The organism is Thermobacillus xylanilyticus, from assembly GCF_907165215.1.
GTDB classification, from domain to species: Bacteria; Bacillota; Bacilli; order Paenibacillales; family Paenibacillaceae; genus Thermobacillus; species Thermobacillus xylanilyticus.
This window is the reverse complement of the sequence record NZ_CAJRAY010000026.1, coordinates 140,510-162,056: the sequence shown is the minus strand read 5'-3', so window position 1 is coordinate 162,056 and position 21,547 is coordinate 140,510. Positions and strand designations below refer to the sequence as shown.

The 21,547-nt window shown below is 58.6% G+C and carries 24 protein-coding genes and 1 pseudogene; 12 read left to right on the top strand and 13 right to left on the bottom strand.

Annotated elements, in window-relative coordinates:
• Positions 1-195: 195 nt before the first annotated feature.
• The gene (locus KJQ12_RS06535; protein ID WP_213483972.1) at positions 196-1,557 is read left to right on the top strand and encodes a sodium-dependent transporter; all 1,362 of its coding nucleotides are present in this window, start codon (positions 196-198) and stop codon (positions 1,555-1,557) included.
• A gap of 108 nt (positions 1,558-1,665) precedes the next feature.
• Here the strand turns inward: KJQ12_RS06535 and KJQ12_RS06530 are convergent, their stop codons facing one another.
• Positions 1,666-2,412: an NADPH-dependent oxidoreductase gene (locus tag KJQ12_RS06530; protein ID WP_213483971.1), complete on the bottom strand. Its 747-nt coding sequence runs from the start codon at positions 2,410-2,412 to the stop codon at positions 1,666-1,668.
• Positions 2,413-2,561: 149 nt separating this feature from the next.
• Between KJQ12_RS06530 and KJQ12_RS06525 the strand changes: the two genes are divergently transcribed.
• Positions 2,562-3,068, top strand: a complete 507-nt coding sequence (locus KJQ12_RS06525) for a MarR family transcriptional regulator (RefSeq protein ID WP_015256219.1) — start codon at positions 2,562-2,564, stop codon at positions 3,066-3,068.
• Between the two features lie 83 nt (positions 3,069-3,151).
• Here KJQ12_RS06525 and KJQ12_RS06520 read toward each other — a convergent pair whose 3' ends face one another.
• Together KJQ12_RS06520 and KJQ12_RS06515 are read right to left on the bottom strand one after the other, a co-directional pair.
• Positions 3,152-4,195, bottom strand: coding sequence for a FecCD family ABC transporter permease (locus KJQ12_RS06520; RefSeq protein WP_213483970.1), 1,044 nt, complete (start codon positions 4,193-4,195; stop codon positions 3,152-3,154).
• A 2-nt stretch (positions 4,196-4,197) separates the two neighbouring features.
• Positions 4,198-5,205 carry a FecCD family ABC transporter permease gene (locus KJQ12_RS06515; protein ID WP_213483969.1) on the bottom strand — a complete coding sequence of 336 codons (1,008 nt, stop codon included), beginning with the start codon at positions 5,203-5,205 and terminating at the stop codon, positions 4,198-4,200.
• 184 nt (positions 5,206-5,389) lie between these two features.
• Between KJQ12_RS06515 and KJQ12_RS06510 the strand changes: the two genes are divergently transcribed.
• A complete protein-coding gene (locus tag KJQ12_RS06510) occupies positions 5,390-6,424 on the top strand; it encodes an ABC transporter substrate-binding protein (RefSeq protein WP_213483968.1) in 1,035 nt (344 codons plus the stop codon).
• A 276-nt stretch (positions 6,425-6,700) separates the two neighbouring features.
• Here KJQ12_RS06510 and KJQ12_RS06505 read toward each other — a convergent pair.
• The 5 genes and pseudogenes from KJQ12_RS06505 to KJQ12_RS06485 all read right to left on the bottom strand — a co-directional run bounded on the left by KJQ12_RS06505 (position 6,701) and on the right by KJQ12_RS06485 (position 12,568).
• A pseudogene (locus tag KJQ12_RS06505) lies at positions 6,701-8,052 on the bottom strand (LLM class flavin-dependent oxidoreductase).
• Positions 8,053-8,101: 49 nt separating this feature from the next.
• A complete protein-coding gene (locus KJQ12_RS06500; protein ID WP_213483967.1) occupies positions 8,102-9,109 on the bottom strand; it encodes an ABC transporter substrate-binding protein in 1,008 nt (335 codons plus the stop codon).
• A 24-nt stretch (positions 9,110-9,133) separates the two neighbouring features.
• Positions 9,134-9,970: an ABC transporter permease gene (locus KJQ12_RS06495; protein ID WP_213483966.1), complete on the bottom strand. Its 837-nt coding sequence runs from the start codon at positions 9,968-9,970 to the stop codon at positions 9,134-9,136.
• A gap of 22 nt (positions 9,971-9,992) precedes the next feature.
• On the bottom strand, positions 9,993-10,793 hold the full coding sequence (locus KJQ12_RS06490) for an ABC transporter ATP-binding protein (protein WP_213483965.1): 801 nt from the start codon (positions 10,791-10,793) through the stop codon (positions 9,993-9,995).
• Between the two features lie 308 nt (positions 10,794-11,101).
• Positions 11,102-12,568, bottom strand: a complete 1,467-nt coding sequence (locus KJQ12_RS06485) for an Eco57I restriction-modification methylase domain-containing protein (RefSeq protein ID WP_213483964.1) — start codon at positions 12,566-12,568, stop codon at positions 11,102-11,104.
• A gap of 149 nt (positions 12,569-12,717) precedes the next feature.
• On the opposite strand from KJQ12_RS06485, the gene KJQ12_RS06480 reads away from it, so the two are divergent.
• Both KJQ12_RS06480 and KJQ12_RS06475 read left to right on the top strand, forming a co-directional pair.
• Positions 12,718-13,365 carry a 2OG-Fe(II) oxygenase gene (locus tag KJQ12_RS06480; RefSeq protein ID WP_015256206.1) on the top strand — a complete coding sequence of 216 codons (648 nt, stop codon included), beginning with the start codon at positions 12,718-12,720 and terminating at the stop codon, positions 13,363-13,365.
• A gap of 142 nt (positions 13,366-13,507) precedes the next feature.
• Positions 13,508-13,975, top strand: a complete 468-nt coding sequence (locus KJQ12_RS06475; RefSeq protein ID WP_213483963.1) for a DoxX family protein — start codon at positions 13,508-13,510, stop codon at positions 13,973-13,975.
• 19 nt (positions 13,976-13,994) lie between these two features.
• Here KJQ12_RS06475 and KJQ12_RS06470 read toward each other — a convergent pair whose 3' ends face one another.
• The gene (locus KJQ12_RS06470) at positions 13,995-14,306 is read right to left on the bottom strand and encodes a winged helix-turn-helix transcriptional regulator (RefSeq protein WP_244860465.1); all 312 of its coding nucleotides are present in this window, start codon (positions 14,304-14,306) and stop codon (positions 13,995-13,997) included.
• On the opposite strand from KJQ12_RS06470, the gene KJQ12_RS06465 reads away from it, so the two are divergent.
• Positions 14,283-15,143 carry an NmrA/HSCARG family protein gene (locus KJQ12_RS06465; RefSeq protein ID WP_244860468.1) on the top strand — a complete coding sequence of 287 codons (861 nt, stop codon included), beginning with the start codon at positions 14,283-14,285 and terminating at the stop codon, positions 15,141-15,143. The genes KJQ12_RS06470 and KJQ12_RS06465 overlap by 24 nt on opposite strands.
• A gap of 26 nt (positions 15,144-15,169) precedes the next feature.
• Here the strand turns inward: KJQ12_RS06465 and KJQ12_RS06460 are convergent, their stop codons facing one another.
• Positions 15,170-15,613, bottom strand: a complete 444-nt coding sequence (locus KJQ12_RS06460) for a MarR family winged helix-turn-helix transcriptional regulator (protein ID WP_244860463.1) — start codon at positions 15,611-15,613, stop codon at positions 15,170-15,172.
• 133 nt (positions 15,614-15,746) lie between these two features.
• Between KJQ12_RS06460 and KJQ12_RS06455 the strand changes: the two genes are divergently transcribed.
• The 6 genes from KJQ12_RS06455 to KJQ12_RS06430 all read left to right on the top strand — a co-directional run bounded on the left by KJQ12_RS06455 (position 15,747) and on the right by KJQ12_RS06430 (position 18,740).
• A complete protein-coding gene (locus KJQ12_RS06455; protein WP_213483961.1) occupies positions 15,747-16,265 on the top strand; it encodes a hypothetical protein in 519 nt (172 codons plus the stop codon).
• Positions 16,266-16,279: 14 nt separating this feature from the next.
• Positions 16,280-16,651 (top strand): VOC family protein, encoded by a 372-nt coding sequence (locus tag KJQ12_RS06450; protein WP_213483960.1) that lies wholly within the window; start codon positions 16,280-16,282, stop codon positions 16,649-16,651.
• A 167-nt stretch (positions 16,652-16,818) separates the two neighbouring features.
• Complete coding sequence (locus KJQ12_RS06445; RefSeq protein ID WP_213483959.1) at positions 16,819-17,205, top strand: hypothetical protein; 387 nt, start codon at positions 16,819-16,821, stop codon at positions 17,203-17,205.
• Between the two features lie 161 nt (positions 17,206-17,366).
• Complete coding sequence (locus KJQ12_RS06440) at positions 17,367-17,684, top strand: PadR family transcriptional regulator (protein WP_041854602.1); 318 nt, start codon at positions 17,367-17,369, stop codon at positions 17,682-17,684.
• Complete coding sequence (locus KJQ12_RS06435; protein ID WP_213483958.1) at positions 17,681-18,256, top strand: hypothetical protein; 576 nt, start codon at positions 17,681-17,683, stop codon at positions 18,254-18,256. The genes KJQ12_RS06440 and KJQ12_RS06435 overlap by 4 nt, the downstream gene beginning before the upstream one ends.
• Before the next feature lie 16 nt (positions 18,257-18,272).
• A complete protein-coding gene (locus KJQ12_RS06430; protein WP_213483957.1) occupies positions 18,273-18,740 on the top strand; it encodes a hypothetical protein in 468 nt (155 codons plus the stop codon).
• Positions 18,741-18,848: 108 nt separating this feature from the next.
• On the opposite strand, the gene KJQ12_RS19875 is transcribed toward KJQ12_RS06430, so the two are convergent.
• The 3 genes from KJQ12_RS19875 to KJQ12_RS06420 all read right to left on the bottom strand — a co-directional run bounded on the left by KJQ12_RS19875 (position 18,849) and on the right by KJQ12_RS06420 (position 21,473).
• Positions 18,849-18,935, bottom strand: a complete 87-nt coding sequence (locus KJQ12_RS19875; RefSeq protein WP_425315963.1) for a putative holin-like toxin — start codon at positions 18,933-18,935, stop codon at positions 18,849-18,851.
• Positions 18,936-19,459: 524 nt separating this feature from the next.
• Positions 19,460-20,791, bottom strand: a complete 1,332-nt coding sequence (locus KJQ12_RS06425) for a sensor histidine kinase (RefSeq protein ID WP_213483956.1) — start codon at positions 20,789-20,791, stop codon at positions 19,460-19,462.
• Positions 20,792-20,795: 4 nt separating this feature from the next.
• Entirely contained in the window at positions 20,796-21,473 is a 678-nt protein-coding gene (locus KJQ12_RS06420) for a response regulator transcription factor (protein ID WP_213483955.1), read from the bottom strand.
• Between the last annotated feature and the right edge of the window lie 74 nt (positions 21,474-21,547).

Here is a 21,547-nt window from a genome sequence, read left to right as displayed (position 1 = left end):
TACCAAAGATTTGGGCACTTTTTTATGTTTTCAATGAACGGTACTTTCGAAATTTAGGTTAAATATTCTTTTGCATTATATAGGGATTTCCTGATTTTTGCAATTCATTTTGTCGAATTTGCATATTTGCTCGGGTTAGGCACTGTGCTATAGTTTATTCTGTTGCGCGAATTTTTACAGAAAGGACCATCAGGCTTGAATCATCAGACATCTCAGAACGGGGCCGACCAACCGTCGAAAAAAGAACTGTTCACGTCATCCGGCTTCATTCTGGCCGCGATCGGCAGTTCGGTCGGGCTCGGCAACATGTGGAAGTTTCCCTATATCACGGGACAGCACGGGGGAGCGGCATTCTTCCTGCTGTTCATCGTCTGTCTGCTGATTACGGGGCTGCCGGTGCTGCTGGCGGAGATGACGATCGGACGCAGCGGGCGCCGAAACGCCGCCGGTTCCTTGTACCAGCTCACGGGAAACCGGTTTTGGGGCATGGTGGGGCTGCTTTTCATCCTGACCGCTTTCCTGATCATGTCGTATTATGCCGTGGTGGCGGGCTGGACGCTCCATTATACGGTGGAATCGTTCACCGGGCTTATGTTCGGCGAGGGAACGGATTACAAAGAGAAATTTCTCGATTTCGCATCAGGCTATCTGCCGATCTTCTGGCAGGCGGTGACGATGCTGATCGCCGGCTGGGTCATTGCCCGCGGCGTATCCGGCGGCATCGAGAAGTTCAATAAAATCTTGATCCCCAGCTTTTTCGTCATTCTGGTCGTGTTGATGTGGCGTTCGCTGACGCTGTCGGGTGCGGGTCAGGGCGTGGAGTTCTTTCTGCGGCCCGATTTTTCGAAGCTGGATGCGGAGTCCGCGCTGATCGCCCTGGGACATGCCTTCTTCTCGCTGTCTCTGGGGATGGGCTGCATGGTGACCTACGGTTCCTATGTGAATCAGAAGCAGTCGCTCGGATCCGCAACGTGGGCCATCGGTTTCGGGGATATGCTGTACGCGTTCATCGCGGGCCTCGTCATTTTCCCGACGGTGTTCTCCTTCGGCCTGGAACCGGGGGAAGGCGTCGGGCTGGCGTTCATGGCGCTGCCGGCGGCGTTCTCGCAGATGCCGCTCGGCTTTCTGTTCGGCGGGTTGTTTTTCCTGCTGCTCAGCATCGCCGCGTTGACCTCCGCCGTCTCCATTCTTGAGGTGCCGGTCGCCTATGCGATGGAACGGTGGAAATGGAGCAGGAAAAAGGCGGCGGTCATCGTCTCGGGCGCCTGCTTCGTTGTCGGCGTTCCGTCGGCGCTGTCGGTCGGCGGCGTGCTCGGTTCATGGCAGCCCGGCGGCAAGACGATCTTTGATTGGGTGGATTTCAGCACCGCGTATATTTTGATGCCGTTCTGCGGTCTGATTGTCACCCTGTTCGCCGGATACGCATGGAAACGGGCGGGAGAAGCGGCTGGTCTCACGGGATTCCGGTACCGGGTATGGATGTTCTTGCTGCGCGTGGTGGCGCCGGCGATGATTGTGCTGGTGTTCCTCTATTTCATGGGTGTCATTTCGGTGTAGGCTGCCGGTGAATGAGCTGCCGGAAGCCGCCGAATAGCTGGACGGATGGATCCCCGCTCGGCCGCGTGCCGGGCGGGGATCCTTTCGCTTGGGTCCCTGCGGTCCCGCTTATTCGACCAGATAGAACCCTTTGTGCCGGACATATTTCGTGTACATGTCGACCGGCAGCTTCTGGCCCAGAATCGCGGTGAGCTTGCCCGACCAGTTGGCCTTCCGGCGGTTGAACAGGCGCGAGCCGTAATAGTCCGCGATCTGCCGGTCGTAATCGTCGATGGCCGCTTTGACATCAGGATCATACCGGTTCTCGAAAAATACGGCGGAACGCGGCAGACGCGGCTTCTGTTCGGGGGACTCGTCGGGAACGCCGACCGCCAGCCCGCACAGCGGGATGACGAATTCGGGCAGCTCGAGCCACTCGTCCAGTTCGGGGAGGGCTTCGGTGACGCCGCCGATCATGACGGCTCCGAGTCCCATCGATTCGGCCGCGACATTGGCGTTCTGCAGGGCAAGCCCGGCGCACAGCACGGCGGTCTGAAAGACGTACGTGGAGCCGAGGTTGCGCTTCATGGCCGCCTGCCGGGCCGGATCGCCGGCCGCCAGGATGCGGTACAGATCGGCGCAGAAGATGAAGAAGTAGCCGCATTCCCCGACCGGAGGATTGTTCGAGCGCTTCGCGATTTTCTCCAGCAGCTTCGGGTCGGTAACGCCGATGATCGAGAACGGCTGCATGTGCATCGAGGAAGGCGCCATCTGCGCCGCTTCCACGATGGCGTCGATCTGTTCGTTCGTCAGCGGAACAGGCTTGAACTTGCGGATCGAGCGGTGACTGCGGATGACTTGCAACACGTCGTTCATTCAGGTTTGCCTCCCATTCATCGATTGGGGCCATCCGGATGGTTTCCACGGAAACCATAATAGCAGGCGGTGATGAGGTTGTCAAATGGTTTCTGTGGAAACCATATCGGTGCCATGCTATAATCGACAGTGAAAGGCAGGGATCCCGCGTGGATGAACGGTTGCTCGATTTCAAAAAACGGATCGAATCCGCCATGTACCGGATCTACGTCAGCGAGTCGGACGAAGACCAGGACCGGCTCTGGCTGATGGAGCGCATCACGGACGACAGGCTCAGGAAACTGCTGCCCCGCATGTCCATTTCCGGCCTGCATGTTCTGGACGTCATTGAGGCGCACCCGGACGGCATCAAAGGCATCGATATCGCCCGCGAGCTGGGCATCACGAAGGGGACGGTCTCGAAAATTACGCGCAAGCTGCTGGAGCAGGAGTTGATCCGGAAAGTGCAGCGGCCGGACAATTTGAAGGAGATTTATTTTCTTGCGACCCCGCTGGGTGCGGAGCTGGCCGGGCTGCACCGGCTGTTCCACCAGGAGCAGGACAAGAAAGCGATGGCGCTGCTGAGCGGTTACGATGCGGCGTCGCTGGAGATCGTGGCGGATTTTCTGGAGAAGCTGGCCGATCTCCGCCAGGAGGCGGAGCCGGAGGAAGGCTGAAACATTTGAAAGCGGTCGACCAAATGAAAAAATCCCCGCCAGGCCGTGTGCTGTGCGGGGATTTCATCCTTTTATCGTTATGCTCAGGCCCGCCGATGGCGGAAGATCAGGTAAATGAAGAACGGCGCGCCGATCGCGGCGGTGAAGACGCCGGCCGGAATATCCAGCGGGTTGAACGCGGTTCGCGCGGCGAGATCGGCCAGCATCAGGACGAGCGACCCCGTGAGCGCGGATACGGGCAGGACGCCGCCGTAAGCGGGCCCGACCAATTTGCGGGCAATGTGCGGCGCCATCAGGCCGATGAAGCCGATGGTGCCGCCGATCGCGGCCGCCGACCCCGCCAGTGCGACGCTGATGACGAGCAGCATCGTCCGGTTGAACTGCACGCGGCTGCCGACGCCGATCGCCACTTCATCGCCCAGCGCCTGCACGTTCAAATGTCTCGCGTTCATGAAAGCGAGCGGCATGAGGATCGCCCACCAAGGCAGCAGCGTCAGCACGTCGCGCTCCCATGAGGCGCCGTAGATGCTGCCGGTCATGAAGGTGAACGCCTTGACGGCCACCGCGGTGGGGGTGAACTGCGCGCTCAGGATGAGCATGTAGGTGACCGCGGTGATCGCGGTCGCCATGCCGATGCCGATCAGCACGAGCCTCAGCGGCGTGATCCCGTGCCGATAGGCGAACAGATAGATCAGCAGAGCCGCGCCGAATGCGCCGATGATGGAGCTGACCGGCATGAACCGAATGCTGAGATGGGAGAAATACAAGATAAAGACGACCGTCCCCAATGCGGCGCCCCCGGTGATGCCGATCACATCCGGCGAGGTGAGCGGGTTGCGCACGATGCCTTGCAGCACGGCGCCGGATACGGCCAGCATCGAGCCGATCATGATTGCGATGACGACGCGGGGCAAGCGAAGCTTGAGGATGATCATCGACGCCGCGGCGTCGCCATGTCCCAGCAGGGCTTTGACCACGTTGACGGGACTGATCATCGTGCTGCCGAGACCGGTGCACAGGATCATGACGACCGCGTTGGCGATCAACAGCAGCACGATCATGGACAAGGTTCGATTGCCGATACGGAAGGCACGCTTGGCGCCTTGCGGCGTCAGCCCGTTGTTCATGCTCAGGACGCATCTCCTCTTCTGGCGATATACACAAAGAACGGCACGCCGATAACGGCGGTCATGACGCCAACCGGCACTTCTTTCGGAAACGCGATGTAGCGCGACCCGACATCCGCATACAGCAGCAAGATGCCGCCCAGCACCGCGCTGTAGGGAATGACCCACCGATGGTCGAGGCCAACCAGATGCCGCGTCAGATGCGGGATCATGATGCCGACAAACGCGATGGGACCGGCAATGGACACGGAGCCGCCGGCCAGCAGGACGACGAAGATGCCGGCGATCAGCTTGATGGTGAGCGTCTTCTGCCCGAGTCCCGTGGCGACATCCTCGCCCAATGTCAGCAGGTTCATATGCCGGGCCATGATCCATGCGCCGATCAGGGCGACGGCCATATAAGGAGCCGCCGACAGGAAAATATCCAGATCCCGGCCGGCGACGGAACCGACGAACCAGAACAGGACCTGGTCAAACGTCTGTCCGCTGGTCATCAGCACGCCCAGGGAGAGGGAAGAGAAGAAAGCGGTCATGGCGGCGCCCGCCAACGTCACTTTGAGCGGCGTGAGCCCGTCGCTTCCGATGGAGCCCAGAATATAGACCAGTGCGGCGGCAACGGCGGCACCGATGAACGCGAGGGTCGCGAAGGTCGACAGTCCCCCCGCCCCGAAGAAGGCGGAGCCGGCGACGACGAAGAACGCGGCCCCGGCATTGATGCCGAACAGGCTCGGCGACGCCAGGGGGTTGCGCGTGACGGCTTGCATCAAGGTGCCGGCAACGGCAAGGCTGGCGCCCGCCGCCGCGGCAATCAACGCGCGGGGAAGTCTGGCCGTCGTGACGATGAGATGCTCCTGCGAGCCGTTGAAATTCGTGAACGCCTCGATGACCGTCCGCCAATGGATGTTGGCCGCGCCGAAGGCGATGCTGCAGATCATGCCGATGATCAGGATGAGGAACGCCAGGATGAATCCCGCGATTCGCTGTGCGCGTGTATGGAGAAGCGCGTTCATAGAATCCCCGTTTCAGCCAATGAAATGGAAAGAATCAAGTGTAATTCTAGGGGATCGGGGAACAAGCGTCAATGATTTTGAAAATCATTATCAAAAATCTATTGACTTCGGGCGGCGCCCCTGCTATAGTTTTGCTTCGAAATGGTGTTGAGAATGATTTTCACTTGCAAGGGAGAGAGATGACTTGTTCCAGTATAGGGCACACAAGACGGCCTGGGCGGCAGCCGCGATTGTGCTGGCCATCTCCTTGATCCTGGCGGGGTGCGGCCAATCGAACCCGAACGCCTCGAATGACGGAGCGAATACGCCGTCGGCAAGTCCGCAGTCCGGGAATCCGGCACCGGAGCAGCATGAACCGAACGGCGGCGACGGCGGCCGGAAAATCGTCCACGCCATGGGCGAGACCGAAGTTCCGGACAACCCGCAGCGCGTGGTCGTGCTGACGAATGAAGGCACCGAAGCGCTGCTTGCGCTTGGCGTCAAGCCGGTCGGCGCGGTCAAATCGTGGACCGGCGATCCGTGGTACAAGCATATCGAGGACCAAATGGAGGGCGTAACGGTCGTCGGCGATGAAAGCCAGCCGAACATCGAGCTGATCGCGAGCCTTCAGCCCGATCTCATCATCGGCAACAAGCTGCGCCAGGAGAAAGTGTACGACCAGTTGAACGCGATCGCGCCGACGGTGTTCTCCGAAACGCTGAGAGGCGAATGGCAGACGAACTTCATGCTCTATGCCGAGACGCTCGGACTGAAAGCGAAAGGCGAACAGCTCATCGCCGATTTCGATCGCCGCGCCGCCGAGTTCAGAGAGAAGGCGGGCGACAAGCTGAACGAGAAAGTCTCCGTGGTCCGTTTCATGGCAGGCAAAATTCGCATTTACCTGGAAGACACCTTTACCGGCGTCGCCTTCTCCAAGCTGGGCCTCACGCGTCCCGACCATCAGCTGAATTACAAGGATACGTTCGTGGAGGAGATTACGAAGGAACGTCTGCCGGAAGCGGATGCGGACCGGATCTTCTATTTTACTTATGAGACCGGCGACGGCAAAGGCAGCGAGATGGAGCATGAGATCCTGAACGATCCGCTCTGGAAGAGCCTGAAAGCCGTTCAGAACGGGAAAGTGATCCGGGTGGACGACGCGATCTGGAACACGGCGGGCGGCATTATCGCAGCCAATCAGATGCTGGACGAGATCTACGAGATTTACGAGATTGAATAAGCGCTCCACATTCCCGATCCCAGGTCCGGCAGCGAGATTCGGTTCACGAAGTATAAAGGGTACGGCGAAGGCTATGAAACCCTGTACACCATCCATCATGTTCCGCTCAATTTCGAACCGGAAGAAGTGCTGACCGGCGACGGCATCCGCTACATGTACGACGGCGGGTTGTACTTCAACCGGGAGGACCTCAAGAAACTGGGGATCATCTCGTAATCTGCATGATGAAAACATGGGCCAAGCTTTCCGCTTGGCCCATTGCCTGTTGAACGGTCTTTAGTTCTGTGCCACCGTCTGTCTGGCGAATTGGTTGACCGGCCGCTCCAATCCCAGATGCTCGCGCAGCGTGCTGCCTTCATATTCCTTGCGGAATATGCCGCGTTCCTGCAAGATCGGGATCACCAGTTCCACGAATTCGTTCAGGCTTTCCGGGAATACCGGCGGCATCACGTTGAAGCCGTCGGCGGCGCCGTTCTCGAACCATTCCTGCAGTTGATCCGCGATTTGTTCCGGGGTGCCCAGGATCTCCCAATGCCCGCGTCCCGTGATGACGCGGCCGATCAGCTGACGAATGGTCAGATGCTCACGCTCGGCCATGTTCCGGATCAGTTCGAACCGGCTCTTGTTGCCGTTGATCTCTTCCACCGGCGGCAGCTGCGGCAGCGGTCCGTCCACATCATACCGGCTCAGATCCACCCCCAGTTGGAACGACAGCCGTTCCACCCCGACCTGCAGGGGGACCAGCTCTTCCAAATACTTCTTCTTCGCCCGGGCCTCTTCTTCCGTCCGGCCGATGATCGGGAAGACGCCCGGCATGATCTTCAGCTCATCGGGCGAGCGGCCGTATTTGGCCAATCTGCCTTTCACATCGCGATAGAATGCCTGCGCTTCCTCCAGCGTCTGCCATGCCGTAAAGACGACTTCGGCGGTTCTGGCCGCCAGTTCTCTGCCGGCTTCGGAAGAGCCGGCCTGCACGATGACGGGATAGCCTTGCGGCGGGCGCCCGATGTTGAGCGGACCGCCGACCGCAAATGCCTGCCTTCGTAATTCACTCGGTGGACTTTGCGTTTGTCCAGGAATACGCCTTTCTCCTGATCGTAGAGGATCGCGTCGTCTTCCCAGCTGTCCCACAGTTTCTTCACGATGTCCAGAAATTCATGGGCGCGCTCATAACGCAGGTGGTGCGGCCAGTCCTGGTCCCGCTTGCCGAAGTTCCGCGCGGCCTCTTCGCCGGTGCTCGTCACCACGTTCCAGCCGGCGCGGCCTTTGCTCAGGTGATCCAGCGACGCAAATTGACGGGCCAGGTTGAAAGGCTCGTTATAGGTGGTGGAAGCGGTGGCGACGAAGCCGATCTTCTCCGTCACGGCGGCCAGGTAGGAAAACATCGTGAGCGGTTCGAACTGGGTCACGCGCGCCCCGTATTCGAACGCCCTGGAGGTATAACCCGCCGACACGCCGTCCGCCACAAAGATCAAGTCGAATTTTCCTTTCTCGGCCGTTCTCGCCAGTTCCGCCAGATAGCCGGGGTTCCACAGATTCTCCCGCTTCGTGGAAGGATCGCGCCAGGCTCCCGCATGCTGACCGGGCAGCATGAAGAATGCGCCGAGGCTCAATTGACGTTTGCTCATCGGTTTCTCTCCTCTCCTTGTTAACGGATTTTTTGAATCTATGAGTGGTTTAGTCGGCGTAGGGATTGAATTCATTGGTGAAGACATCGGCAGCTTTCACCCGGCCGGATGCGATCTCGCCGTTCTCCTCCAGCCAATCCAGCACCACCTGGAAATCTTTTTCCGAGAGCCGTCCGCCTTCCGTCGAGATGCCGGGTTTTTTGTAGTATTGAAGCAGCGCCGTCGTCTCATTGTTCCCGCGGCTGCTTACGATGTCTTCGAATTTGGCGATGACTTCTTCCAGCGGTGTCGCCTTGATCCATTCGATCGCTTTGGCGACGCCTTCCGTGAATTCTCTGACCGTGCCGGGATTGTTCTTGATGTACGATTCGCTGAAGAAGAAGCTGTTGGAAATGTAATCCCCGACCACCTGATGTTCCGCAAACAGCTGCTTCAACCCGCCGTTCTCAAGCGCCAATTCCTGCTGCGCGCCGCTGAGCAGAACCAGGTCGACCTGCCGGTTGCGCAGGCCCAGCTCGTAGTTCGACGCAGGCAGGGTGATGAACGAGACGGTCTTGATTTCGTCATCCGTCAGCCCTTCATTTTTCAGATAAGCTTTCGTCACGAACTCCAGATTGGCGCCCAAAATATTGACCGCCACTTTCTTGCCGATCAGGTCTTTGCCGGAGTTGATGCCGCTGTTTTCGAGCACATAGCCGAACAACCCGTTGCCGTTGCTTGTTCCCGATGAAGCGACCACCGCCTTGACCTTGACCCCTTTGGCATAGGACTTCAAGATCGCGCCCTGGAAGGCGATGCCGAAATCGATCTCGCCCGTCGCCGCCAGTTGAATGCTTTCCGGCCCGCCGACGGCATTGCCCACTCTTTCCAGCTTGATCGTCTCGAAGTATCCCAGCGCTTCGGCCAGTTCGGGGAGGATCACCGCGCCCGGCGAACCGAGATATTGCAGCACCTTGTCTTCCTCACCGCTTTTGGCGTCGGAGGTGGCGCATCCGGCGGCGGCCAGGGCGATCAGGGTCACAGCAGCCATCATCCGCGACAGTCTTCTGGTTCTCATCGCACTTCCTCTTTTCTCACAGTTTCATTGCGGGTTCGGTTCCTGTTTCCAACGGGACAACCGGCGCTCGATGCTGACGAGTCCGTAGTTGATCAGCAGGCCGAGCAGGGAAATCGTCAGAATGCCCGCGTACATCTCCGAGATCAGGAAGTTGTACTGGGCGTACGTAATGTAGTAGCCAAGCCCGGCTTTCGCGCCCACCATTTCGGCGGCGATCAGGACCAGGATGGCGCCCGTGCCCGCCATACGTATTCCGGTAAAAATAGTCGGGATTGAGGCGGGCAAAATGACGCTGCAGAACAGTTTGAACGAGCCGAGATTCATCGAGCGCGCCGATTTGATGAGCAGCGGATCGACATCCCGCACGGCCGAAATCGTATTGAGCAGCACCGGCCAGAAGCAGGCGAAGGTGACGATGGCGACTTTGGACACTTCGCCGATTCCCAGGATCAGGATGAATACCGGAAGCAAGGCCAGCGCCGCCGTGTTGCGGAACAGCTCCAGAAACGGCTGTAGCAAATCGCGCGCGAGCGGATACCAGCCCACCAGCAGGCCCAGCGGGATGGCGGTAAGCAGCGCCAGCGAAAAGCCGAAGACGGAACGAAAGATGCTCGATTCAAAGTGATACCACAGCTCGCCCGACACCATCATGTTCCACCAGGCTTGCATGACGTCGGAGAACGGCGGCAGAAACAGCCGGTCCACCAGGTTGATGCGGGAGGAGAACTCCCACAGCAGGAGGAACAGGACGATGACGATCGACTTTTTCAACGCGCCCAGCAGGGAAAATCGGTTCCACCCGAGCCTGGAGGGGATGGTGACGGGTTTGCCGATGCTCTCGGTTTTCTGAATGGATGCCATGGTTTCCTCCACTCCTTCGCGTTCAGATGTAAGCTCCCCGGTATTCCGGTTCGTGGAGCAAATTCCAAACCTCCGAACGCGCCTTGAGATATTCGGGATGGGCGTTGATGTCCGTTTCGAACAGGCGGTTTTTCAACGGAACCTCGACGATCTTTCTCACGGTGCCGGGATGGGGAGTCAGGACGACCACCCGCTGCCCGAGAAACACGGCTTCATCGATGCTGTGCGTAATGAAGATGACGGTCTTCCGCGTCTTCTCCCAAATCCGCAGCAGCTCGGCCTGCAAGGTCTCCCGGGTCTGCGCATCCAGTGCCGCGAACGGTTCATCCATCAGCAGCACATCCGGATTGCAGGCCAGGCTTCTCGCAATGGCGACGCGCTGCTTCATTCCGCCGGACAACTCGTGCGGGTAGTGGTTCACGAAGTCCTTGAGGCCCACCAGCTCCATGTAGTACTCCGCCCGTTCTTTGCGCTCTTTCTTCGGAACGCCCTGGGCTTCCAGGCCGAATTCCACGTTTCCCCTCGCGGTCTTCCACGGGAACAGCGCATACTGCTGGAACACGATGCCGCGGTCCAGACCGGGTCCCTTGATCTCCCGCCCGTCAATCAGGATGCGCCCTTTCGTGGGCTTGCTGAGCCCGAGCAGCAGATCGAGCAGAGTGGACTTGCCGCAGCCGCTGGGGCCGACCAGGGTGAGGAACTCCCCGGACTTAACGGCAAAATCGATGTCCCGCAGCGCGGTGAAGGTCAGGGTTCCGCCGTTTCGTCCGGCGTCCCGGATTTCGAACGTCTTGGTCACGCTCTCCAATCGGATTTTCTCCATCTCCAACTCCTTTGCACCCGTCATGATGAAACAACAAAGAGGCATAAACGCTCGATAGGAAAGAATCCTGCGATTCGCTTCATATCAAGCATTATGCCTCTATTCGCATAGTGGGCTGTTCGGATGAACAACAGCTTGGCCGCCGGCAGGCCTGAGGTTATGGAATTCCAAGATCACCCCATCAGGGTGAGTGAGCCCAATATAAACCAACCATTCACATGTGTCAAGTGTGATTTTTCACCCGGGCCGGGGGACCGGGTTGGCCGCGGCGTCGAAAGTTTTGTTGAGTTTTGTTGATGTCCCCGGCTTCATACCGCTTCATACAGGTTCCCGCAAAATTGCTCCAATAGCTTTCTGTCGGCAGGATCGACACCGTAAATCTCGTAAATCAACGCGTCGATCTCGCACTGCAGCGGACGATAATCGAACTGCGGGTTTGCTTTTTTGGACGCGACGATGGTCCGGGCAATGTCCGCGATTCGGGTCTTGAGTTCCGGAGCCGGCTCGATGTACGGGATTCTTTTGATATAACCGGCTGTCACCATGTTCGTCCGGTTGAACACGGCCCGGATGATATATTTGGCCAGCGTGCTGTTCAGCAGGGCCAGCACATAGAACAGGTGCTCCCGGTCATCGGAGAAGAAGTTGGCGTTGACGCCGAAGAGGCAGCCGGCGGGCATGTAGGAGGCCGAGAACTCCACGCCCATCGAGGAGCAGGTGATGCCTTCCTTGAAATAATGCTGCGCGTTCCGCGTCATGAAGTCTTTGTACTGGCGGCCGGGGGTTTCCCAGTCCCGGTGGATGCGGTACGGCGTTTCGTAGAACCAGGCGTCCTTGGTCCCGCCGTTCTTGTAGAAAGGCACCCAATCCGGGTCTTCCTCCGCGATCCCGGATGGCTTCCGGAGGAACTTCGCGTCGTTTCCGGTCGAAATCCCGGTCCCGCCGTCGACGACATGCCCGAGCTTAAGCGGCGTTTTCAAAATGATGTCGATGATCGACACCGGCACATTGATGAAGAAGTTGTGCTTCTCCATTCGTTCGAAGTACCGCTGCTCCAGCTTCTGGACCTTGTCCTGCGGCGGATGGAAATAGTCGTCTTCCTCCTGCAGGCGGTCGATCAAGGTCATCACGTGGGCGCTTCGTTTTTCCCGATTTTCCGGTCCCGTGCATTTCGTCAGCGTGATGATGGCCGTGCGGACATCGGCGTCGGTGTGATGGAACAGTTTCCGCGGGGCCAGCACAATCTCATCGATCAGGCAATGGTCGAGGATGAACCTTCGAAAATCCTGATAATAGACGTTCGTCAGAAAAGAGTCCTGCACGATGAAACAAAGCGTGCCGCCTTCTTTCAGGTTCGACAGGGCATGATGGACGAACATGGCATACAGATTCCGGATGCCGATCTCCCCGAATTGCCGCTCCAGTCTCGCCTTGTTTTCTTTGATATACCGGCTTTCCCGTTTCGATTTGTAGGGCGGGTTGCCGATGATGGCGTCGAATTCCCCGCCCTGCACGGTCAGGAAGTCCTGGTGCCGGATGTTCGGGATATGGGCGTTCGCCTGCACCGCATCGGGATCGATGTCAAAGGCATGGATGAACGCGGGGTTTACGCCGCTCGCCATCAATCGTTCCACGAAAACTCCGTCGCCGACCGCGGGATCGAGAATTTTCGGCGATTTGAGGTGCCGGATTTTTTCGATGACCTTCCGCACCATGTAATCGACGGTCCGCAAGGGTGTCGAATATTGTCCCAATGCTCTTTTGGCGGTCAGCATGCGCGTGCTCCTCATGAATTCTTTCCATCTATTATACCTGATCGAAATGTCGGGCGCGGGGGATATTCGGCAGGCGCCGGCTGTTGTATAATTAATGTATCAGTAAAAAAATGTAAATTCCATTCTGCAGTCCGCAAGAGGTGAGGGATATGAGCGAGGAGATGTCCATCTTGCCGGTTCAATCCTTCTACTCGCTCGATGACGGCGTCGTGGAAGCGACGGTGCTCCATCAAGAGCCTTTGATCGTAAGGTTCGAACGGCTGCTCTCGGACGACGAATGCCGGCAGTTGATCGAGACGGCCGCTCCCCGTCTGAAAGAATCGAAGCTCGTGAACAAGGTGGTCAGCGACATCCGCACGAGCCGCGGGATGTTTTTCGAGGAAGAGGAGAGCCCGTTCATTCACCGCATCGAAAGGCGCATCGCGCAGCTCATGAACGTGCCGATCGAACATGCGGAAGGGCTGCAGGTCCTTCACTACGGTCCCGGCCAGGAATACAAGGCGCACCATGACTTCTTCGCCCCCGGCAGCCCGGCCGCCCGGAACAACCGGATCAGCACGCTGATCGTCTATCTGAACGATGTGGAGGAGGGCGGAGAGACGGTCTTTCCGTTGCTCGGGATCGCGATGAAGCCGAAGCGGGGGGCCGCGCTGTACTTCGAATATTTCTATCGCAACCAGGCCCTCAACGACCTGACCCTGCACAGCAGCGTTCCCGTTGTCCGCGGCGAAAAATGGGTCGCCACGCAATGGATGCGCCGGCAGCGCATCCGACAGTACGGTCTCATATCGAGTTGATGGGCAGTTGTGAAGATGCGAATCCACTACTGGATGCGGTGGTGGATTTTTTTGTTGCAGATGTTGACAGGACACCAAATGGTGGCGTATAATCAACTAGACACCAAATGGTGTCCAATTAAACCGGATATGAGGTGATTCCATGAGCCGTCTGTGGAATGGTGCGGAAGCCGTTGCGCAAGCAAGCCCCCGTACTCGGGGAAGAACGATCGCGTATTGGGCCGTTACGTCGCTGCTCGTCGCGGCCATTGCGACAAGCGGCATCGGGCAGTTGATGCAATACGGGGGGAACATCGAGCTGGTGACGACACTCGGCTATCCGCTCTATGTCCTGACCATCCTGGGAGTCTGGAAGCTGCTCGGCGCCGCCGCGCTCGTCGCACCGGGTTTGCCGCGGCTGAAAGAATGGGCGCATGCCGGCATTTTCTTCCTCATGACCGGGGCGGCGGCGTCGCATGTGATGGCCGGCGACTATGGCGAAGCCGGGTTCAATGTGATCCTTCCGCTGTTCTATGCGGCGTTGAACATGGCTTCGTGGGCGCTTCGCCCGAAGAGCAGGAGCCTGTCTACGCGGTCTTCCGCTTTCCCCAGGGTTTCAAGTACGAAATGACAACCAGGAACAGCTTCTTTTATTCCTTGCGCGCCGCGATCCACTTTTCACCCCATTGGCGCATTTGTAGGAGGATGGCGCGGTATTCCCGGCCTTTTTCCGTCAGGGAATACTCTACGCTTACGGGGATCGTCGGGAACACCCGGCGCTTCACTATCTGATGCCGCTCCAAATGCCGCAGGGTGTCGGTCAGCGATTTGACGGTGATGCTGCCCAGATTGCGGCGCAGCTGATTGAAGCCCTGGGGCTGATAATAGAGTTGCGCGATTACGGCGAACGCCCGACCTTGAAGGACAAGACGATCTTGGTGCTTGGCGCCACCGGCCGGCAAGGCGGTGCGGCGGCGGCGCAGCTGCTGGCCGACGGTTGGCGGGTGCGCGCATTGACCCGCGATCCTTCGAGCCGGGCGGCGCGGGCGCTGGCGCAGGCCGGAGCGGAGGTTGCCGCGGGGGACATGGGCGACCGCGCATCGCTGGATGCCGCGATGCGGGGCGTGCACGGCGTCTTCAGCGTGCAGCCGCCCGACTGGAACCCGAGCGACGCCTCGGCAGCCGAAGAGCTGCGATTGGGCAAAAATGCAGTCGACGCGGCCCGGGATGCGGGAGTCCGGCATTTCGTCTATTCGTCGGTGAACGGCGCAGACAAGCAGTCCCGCTTTCGACATCTTGCGAAGTGGGAGATCGAACAATACATCCGGGCGATCGGCCTGCCGGCGACGATTCTGCGGCCTTCCGGATTCATGGAAAACTACGCCGGCCCCGGGTTCGGGGTGCAGAACGGAACGCTGGCGGAGGCGACCAACCCGGATGTGCCCGTCAAGCTCATCGCGGTGGACGATATCGGAGCCTTCGTCCGGCTGGCGTTCAACGATCCCGAAACCTTCTTGGGCAAGACGCTTGAAATCGCCGGCGATGCGCTGACCCCGACGCAGATCGCCGAAGCCATTGCCCGCGCAACCGGCCGTTCCGTCCGATACGTCCATATTCCGATCGATGCCGTGCGCCGGCAGAACGAGATTTTGGCCCGGATCTACGAATGGCTCATTGGAGAAGGCTGCGAAGTGGATTTCCCGGCAATGCGCAGTCTGCATCCCGGTCTGATGAATTTCGACACCTGGCTTGAGAGAAGAGGAAAAGCGCTGTTCGAAGCCCTGTTCCGTTCCGCGTGACAGGGCTTGTCCCCTTCATCGCCCCGTCAATCCGACGCGCTCCGCAATTTGAGCGTCTCCTGCCGGAAGATGTCGATGCAGCTCCGCATGAAGTCTTCCAGAAGCGCAAGCTGCTCGTCGTCGTATTTGGCGAACAGCTTCCCCATGACCTCTCCGAACGATTGGAACAAGGGCGCAAGTTCGGACGACACCTTGTCCGCATTGAGCTTGATGATCACTTTGCGCCGGTCGTGCGCATCGCGGTCGCGGTAGACATAATGGCGCTTCTCCAGCCGGTCCACGACCGTCGTGACCATTCCGGTGGACAGTCCCGTGATTTCGGCGATTTTCCCCGCTGTCACGCCGTCCCCGATGATGCCCAGCACTTTGTAATCCGTCAGATTCAGCCCCACTTTGTCGGCCAGACTCTGGTGAAACATGATGAGCGCCAGGCTGAATTGCTGACCCAATGATGAATTGGCGCTTGACAAACAGACCACCCCGCTTTAATATCTCGAATATAGAGACACTCTAAAACAGAGATATTCGAAAATTGACATGCACGATTTTTGAGTTAGTTTTCTGCCACCATTATAACACCATTGATGAACAGGAGGGACAGGTTTGTTTCTGACGGAAGCGTTGCATACGCTGGCTGCGTCGTACGCTTTTTATTTCTCAACCGCACTCGGTTTGTTCCTTTCGCTGCCCATTGCCGCCGCACGCACGTATCAAGCGCTGTATCAGGGCAGGTTGGGAAGGCCGGCGTGGATTTCGGCGGAAGTTTTGACGGAGTCGTTGAGAGTCGTGCAGTATGTGTTGTTTATCGCGCATGGCGCACACGCGCCGCTCCGATCGTTGTTTTCGGGAGCATTCTGGAAGGGGGTGTTTGCCGGCATCCGTCAGTTGGAAGCCGTGCCGTTTTTGTGGGATCTGCTCGGCTATGCGGTCGTCTTCGGCATCTACAATGCTGTCCTGCTCGCGATCTTGAGGCCGGCCAACGTGCGGAAGATGATGGTCAAAGCCGGAATCAGACGGTTTGAAGTTGCGGCCGTCCGCAACGCCGTGTTGCTCGCATTCAAGAATCTGTTTCTGATTCCCGTCAGCGTAATCTATCTGTTCGATATTTTGAACATCCTTTGAAGGAGGAGACGAAGGTGCCCAAGGCAAGTCCGTTTGTCGCGGTGGACAATTGCAAGGAAGCGCTGGAACGTTACCGTGCCGCATTCGGCGGCAAGGTCCGGGTTCTCATGGAGCAGGCGGGGCGTGTCATGCAAGCCGAGCTGCATCTGGGAGACACCATGATTCACCTTGCCGATGCCGTCATGGCGAAGCCGGCAGTCAGGGGAGATCAGGTGAAGGTCATGGTCGAATTCGACAGCGAGGAAGCGCTGCGGCGGGCGTATGAGAGTTTGAGTGCTGACGGACAAGTGCTCGTTCCGGCGCATGACACGAATTTCGGGGCCGTGCTGGCAAGCGTAACGGATTGGAACGGGACGGGATGGATCCTGAAATATGTACGGACTTAAAGGCCGCTGGAGGGAATGGTTCACAGAAAGAGCGGGTCTGTTCCTCTGGACCGCCGCCTTTTTTTTACACGCATGCCGGGTTCGTTGTCCTCTCGCTTGTTCCCGCGTCGTTCCGCGCCGTCCAGATGTGGCGCGAGCTGAATACGCCCATGTGGATGGAAATCGTCGTGGAGTTGTCGCGTGTCGTCCTGCTTGCGCTGATTCTCGCCCGTTTGGAGAAGCTGCCGGTTCGTCTGCTGCTGCGCAAGGCGTTCTGGAACGATTTCCGGACACGGTGTGCCGCATATCTCGGCCGCAATTGGCCCCATGTCCTGCTCGCGCAGATTGCGGGATTTCTTCTTCTCGTGTATGGCCTGATGAACGGACTGATCGCCGTCATCGTGAACGAGGGAACGGTTCGGATGGCCGCGGAAATGGCGGGTTTCGGGCATGACAAGCGCGAAGCGGCGTCCAACGCGATGGTGTATTTCCTGAAGAACATGAGCGTCATTCCGATGACCATGGTGTATCTTGCGCGCATGATCGGATTCGGAGATGAACGGGTGAACGCATGAAACCGATTGGCCTTCTGCGTCGGCAGGAGGTCGTTTTTTTTGTGCGCCCTATTGACGGCAGTAGCTACTCAATGTTATTGTATAGCAGTACTCAATAATGTTGATTACCAACGTCGCAGAGTAGTTTGAAGAAGGTGGTCGTCCTGGACAATCTGAGCGAAATGCTGAAAGGCGTGCTGGAAGGGATCGTGCTGGAGATCATCAGCCGCGGCGAAATCTACGGTTATGAAATTACCCGCAGGCTGCACGCCATGGGATTTGAGGGGCTCGCGGAAGCGACGGTGTACGCCTTGCTGCTGCGGCTTGAGAAGAACAAGCTGGTTCACGTCACCAAAAGGCCTTCGGAGATCGGTCCTCCGCGCAAGTTCTACACGCTCAACGAGCGGGGGATGGAAGAGCTCGAGCAATTTTGGACGCGATGGGATTTTCTGAGCGGGCGCATGGAAATGTTGAGAAATCAAGGAGGTAAGCCGTCGTGAGCTTAAGCCGTGAAACGATAGACAAAATCCGGAAATTTGCGAAGGAGCAGTCCCGATATTATCTGGAAGACGCCGAGATGACCTACATGGAGAAGATGCGGCGCAAAAGCGCCCAGACCCGGGACCGCATCATGAAGAAGCTGGCGAAATTCAAAAACCGCTCGGAGACCGCGCTGGAAGCGCAGAACGATATGATCCTCTACATGAGCGATTACATGAACGATCTGATCGCGCAAGGGTATTCCGAGCAGGAAGCGTTCGAACGCGCCCGGCAGGATCTGCAGTTTCGCAGCGACTCCGACAAGTCCGCCGATTTGAAGGAACGGTTCACGGAGTACTATGAAAACTTCGATCCCGCCGCGTCCGAAGCGATCGGTCTGTTTTATGCGGGGTTTCTTTTCTTCGGGGTGGCGATCGGCGGGCTCGCGGGATTGATCGCCGGCGGCGGCAAGGATGCGTTTCTCTCGGGAGGCTGGATCGATACGCTGGTCGGCGTCCTGGTCGGGGGCGTCATCGGTCTCGGATTCGGGATGATCAGCAACGCGGTTGTGGCGTTGAAGAACCGACAATAAAGCGGGAGGGAATGAGATGACCCCTGCCATTGAAGTCAGCGCGTTGAGAAAAAGCTTCACGGTCAAATCCGGGGGCAGGAGGACCACGGTGGAAGCGGTGCGCGGTGTCTCGTTCCGGGTCGGCCGCGTGATCCACCGCACGGATGTGCTGTTCCTCGACGAAGCGGACGCCCTGAGCGACCGGCTCGCCATCATGGATCACGGGCGCATCGTGGCGGAGGGCGATCATCATTCCGATCTCGTTCGGGCCGAGATGGCTGCAGGTGCTGGCGCATTTGAACCCGCTGTACCATGTGGTGGAAGCCTCCCGCCTGCTGGCGGGCGGCGTCATATGGGACGGGAAAGTGCTCCTTGCCTTCGCCGTCACCGGCTCGCTGCTGGCAATCACGTTGGTCTGGGCGACGAATGTTTACAAGAAGGCTGTCGCATAAGGCGGTTGCGATTGTTTCCCGGGCATAAATTCGATATAATGAACGTAGCATAAAAGAACCGCGGGTGTTGCCGCACCCACGGTCCTGTACAGCGTCCGCTTCAAGAGCGGTCGGCTGCGGGGTTGGGTCAAATAGACCGCATCCCTTGTCCGAAGGGCGGTCTATTTGCGTTTATGGGACATTATCAGTACGACGAGTGTCGCAAATGCGATCATGAGCGACAGTGCCTGATACACGTCCACGGGCATCACCTCCTTGCAGGAGGCTAGCCGACCGCCCTTGAGAGCCGATTTTCCGCTGTACAAGGCAATTCTACCATAGCATGGGTGAAACTACCATTAGAATTACGATCGTATGTTCTCGTTGTCCGGTTCTCAATTGCCGGTGATCGGGCTGATGGCCGCGTGCGAGAACGTGGGTTGTTTCCCGGGCATAAATTCGATATAATGAACGTAACATAAAAGAACCGCGGGTGTTGCCGCACCCACGGTCCTGTACAGCGTCCGCTTCAAGAGCGGTCGGCTGCTGGTGTTGCGAAAAGCAGACCTCCCCGCTTACCAGGTCAAGGGAGGTCTACTTCTTTTTGTGCGACATGATAAACGCTACCAACGACCCGAACGAGATCATCAGTGCCAGCGCTTGATACACGTCCACGGGCATCACCTCCTTGCCGGAGGCTAGCCGACCGCCCTTGAGAGCCGATTTTTCGCTGTACAAGGCAATTCTACCATATTATAGGCGAAACTACCACAAAGTTCGCGATCATATGTTCCTATTCAATCCTGGACGCACTCGGACTTCCAGCCGCAAGCGAAAACGAGAACGTGGTCGCCGCATTTTCCTCGCTTCTGACGCGGATCTCGCTGCCGTGCCGCCGGATGATCGACTGCGCGATCGAGAGGCCCAGCCCGTAGCTTCCGTCCTGATGCGCGCGGGAGCGGTCGGCGCGGAAGAAGCGGTCGAATACCCGCGGAAGATCTTCCTTCGCAATTCCCGGTCCGCTGTTCGTGATGGAGAACACGATGCGCCGGCCGCTGCGGGCAAGCGACAGCGCGATCCAACCGTCCGGATTCGCATACTTGATGGCGTTGTCGAGCAGGATTGCCGCCACCTGGCTGATGCCGTCCGGGTCGCCGGATGCGATCAGGTCCGGCTCGACCGACCGGGTGACGGAGAGGCCTTTGCCCGCCGCTGCCGCTTCCATGGATCGGGCAACACGGTCGACGACCTGACTGATATTGAAGCGCACAGGGTTCGGCCCCGCGCGTTCGTCGTCGGTCCTGGCGAGGATCAGCAGATCCTGGACAAGCCTCGCCATCCGGTCCGCGCCGGCGCGGATATATTCGATCCACTTCATCTGGTTTTGAATCGTGTCTTCCCGGCTTGCGGCGAGGGCGTCGCAGTTCGCGCGGATGATGGAAAGCGGCGTTTTCAGTTCGTGGGAGGCGTCGGCCACGAACTGCTTCTGTTTTTCCCACGCTTCCCGGATCGGCCGGATCGCCCGGTTGGCGAAATACAGGCTGACGGCGGCAATCACCACCAGCGTCCCGATGCCGACGAGCAGCAGCGTCGCAAGCAGTCGGGCAAGCGTGCCATTCATCTCCGTCACATCGAGGAACAGGATGTTGTAATTGTGCTGTTCCACGGCAAGCGGCACGCCGTCTTCTCCGACGACCTGAATGCGGATGGGCGAGACGGCGTAACGCCACTCCCGGTTGTCCGCTGTGATCACTTTGTCCGTGTCCCGATTGCTCCAGGCGATCGCCGCGAGTTCCCGATACACATCCTCCGGCAGATTGACGGCCGATTCGATTCGGACGATCCTTCCGTCTTCATCCACCTCGACTTGAAAAGTCCCCGCGCCATTCGCAACCACGTTCCTGACCGCGGACTGAACGCCGCCCTGCTCCTCCGGCCGGCCGGCCATGCTTTCGGCGGAGGCGACACGCATCTGCGCTTCGGGCCGAGCCCGAAGGCGTTCCCGGATATCCGCCTGCAGATTGCTGTAAGTAATGAAGTACACGAATCCGAAGGCCAGGATGATGACGCCTGACGTGACGGACAAGTTGAGCAGCAGAAACTTGTTGCGCAATTTCGTGAACACACCATCACCCCCGCGGCTTCAGCACGTATCCCGCGCTCCGCACCGTTTGAATGACCGCCGTCGATCCGAGCTGGCCGATTTTTTTGCGCAGGAAGGACATGTACATCTCGACGCGGTTCTCGTCCGCATCCGTATCATAGCCCCACACTTTCTCGATCAGCATGTCTTTGGACGTGACGAGGTTTTTCCGCCGCATGAGCCACTCCAGAAGCTGCGACTCCTTCGGGGGAAGCCGGATCTCGGCGCTCCCGCAACGCAGCGTATAGGCGAGCGGGTCCAGCGTGAGATCGCCGCAGGTCAGCAGCCCGTCCTTGTGGTAATGCGCCGTTCGGCGGCCGAGCGCCCGCAGGCGCGCGAGCAGTTCTTCCGTCTGGAAAGGCTTCGCCAGGTAGTCGTCCGCCCCGGCGTCGAGTCCTTGCACCCTGTCCCCGGTTTCGCCTCTCGCGGTGAGCAGCATGACCGGCGCCGCGATCTCGTTTTCACGCAACTGTCTGAGCACTTGAAGGCCGTCCATCTTGGGCAGCATGATGTCCAGCACGATCATGTCGTAAATGCCCGAAAGGCCGTTGTGCAGTCCGTCCTCCCCGTCAAAAGACAAATCAACCGCGTACCCGTTCTTCCGCAGCACCTGGCCGACCGCTTCCGCCAACGCAACCTCGTCTTCGACCAGCAATATCCGCATCCCGCCATCCCCCGCTGTTCACCAGAACTCTATCGGCTCATTATAAATCGCAAACCTTTAGATAACCTTAACCA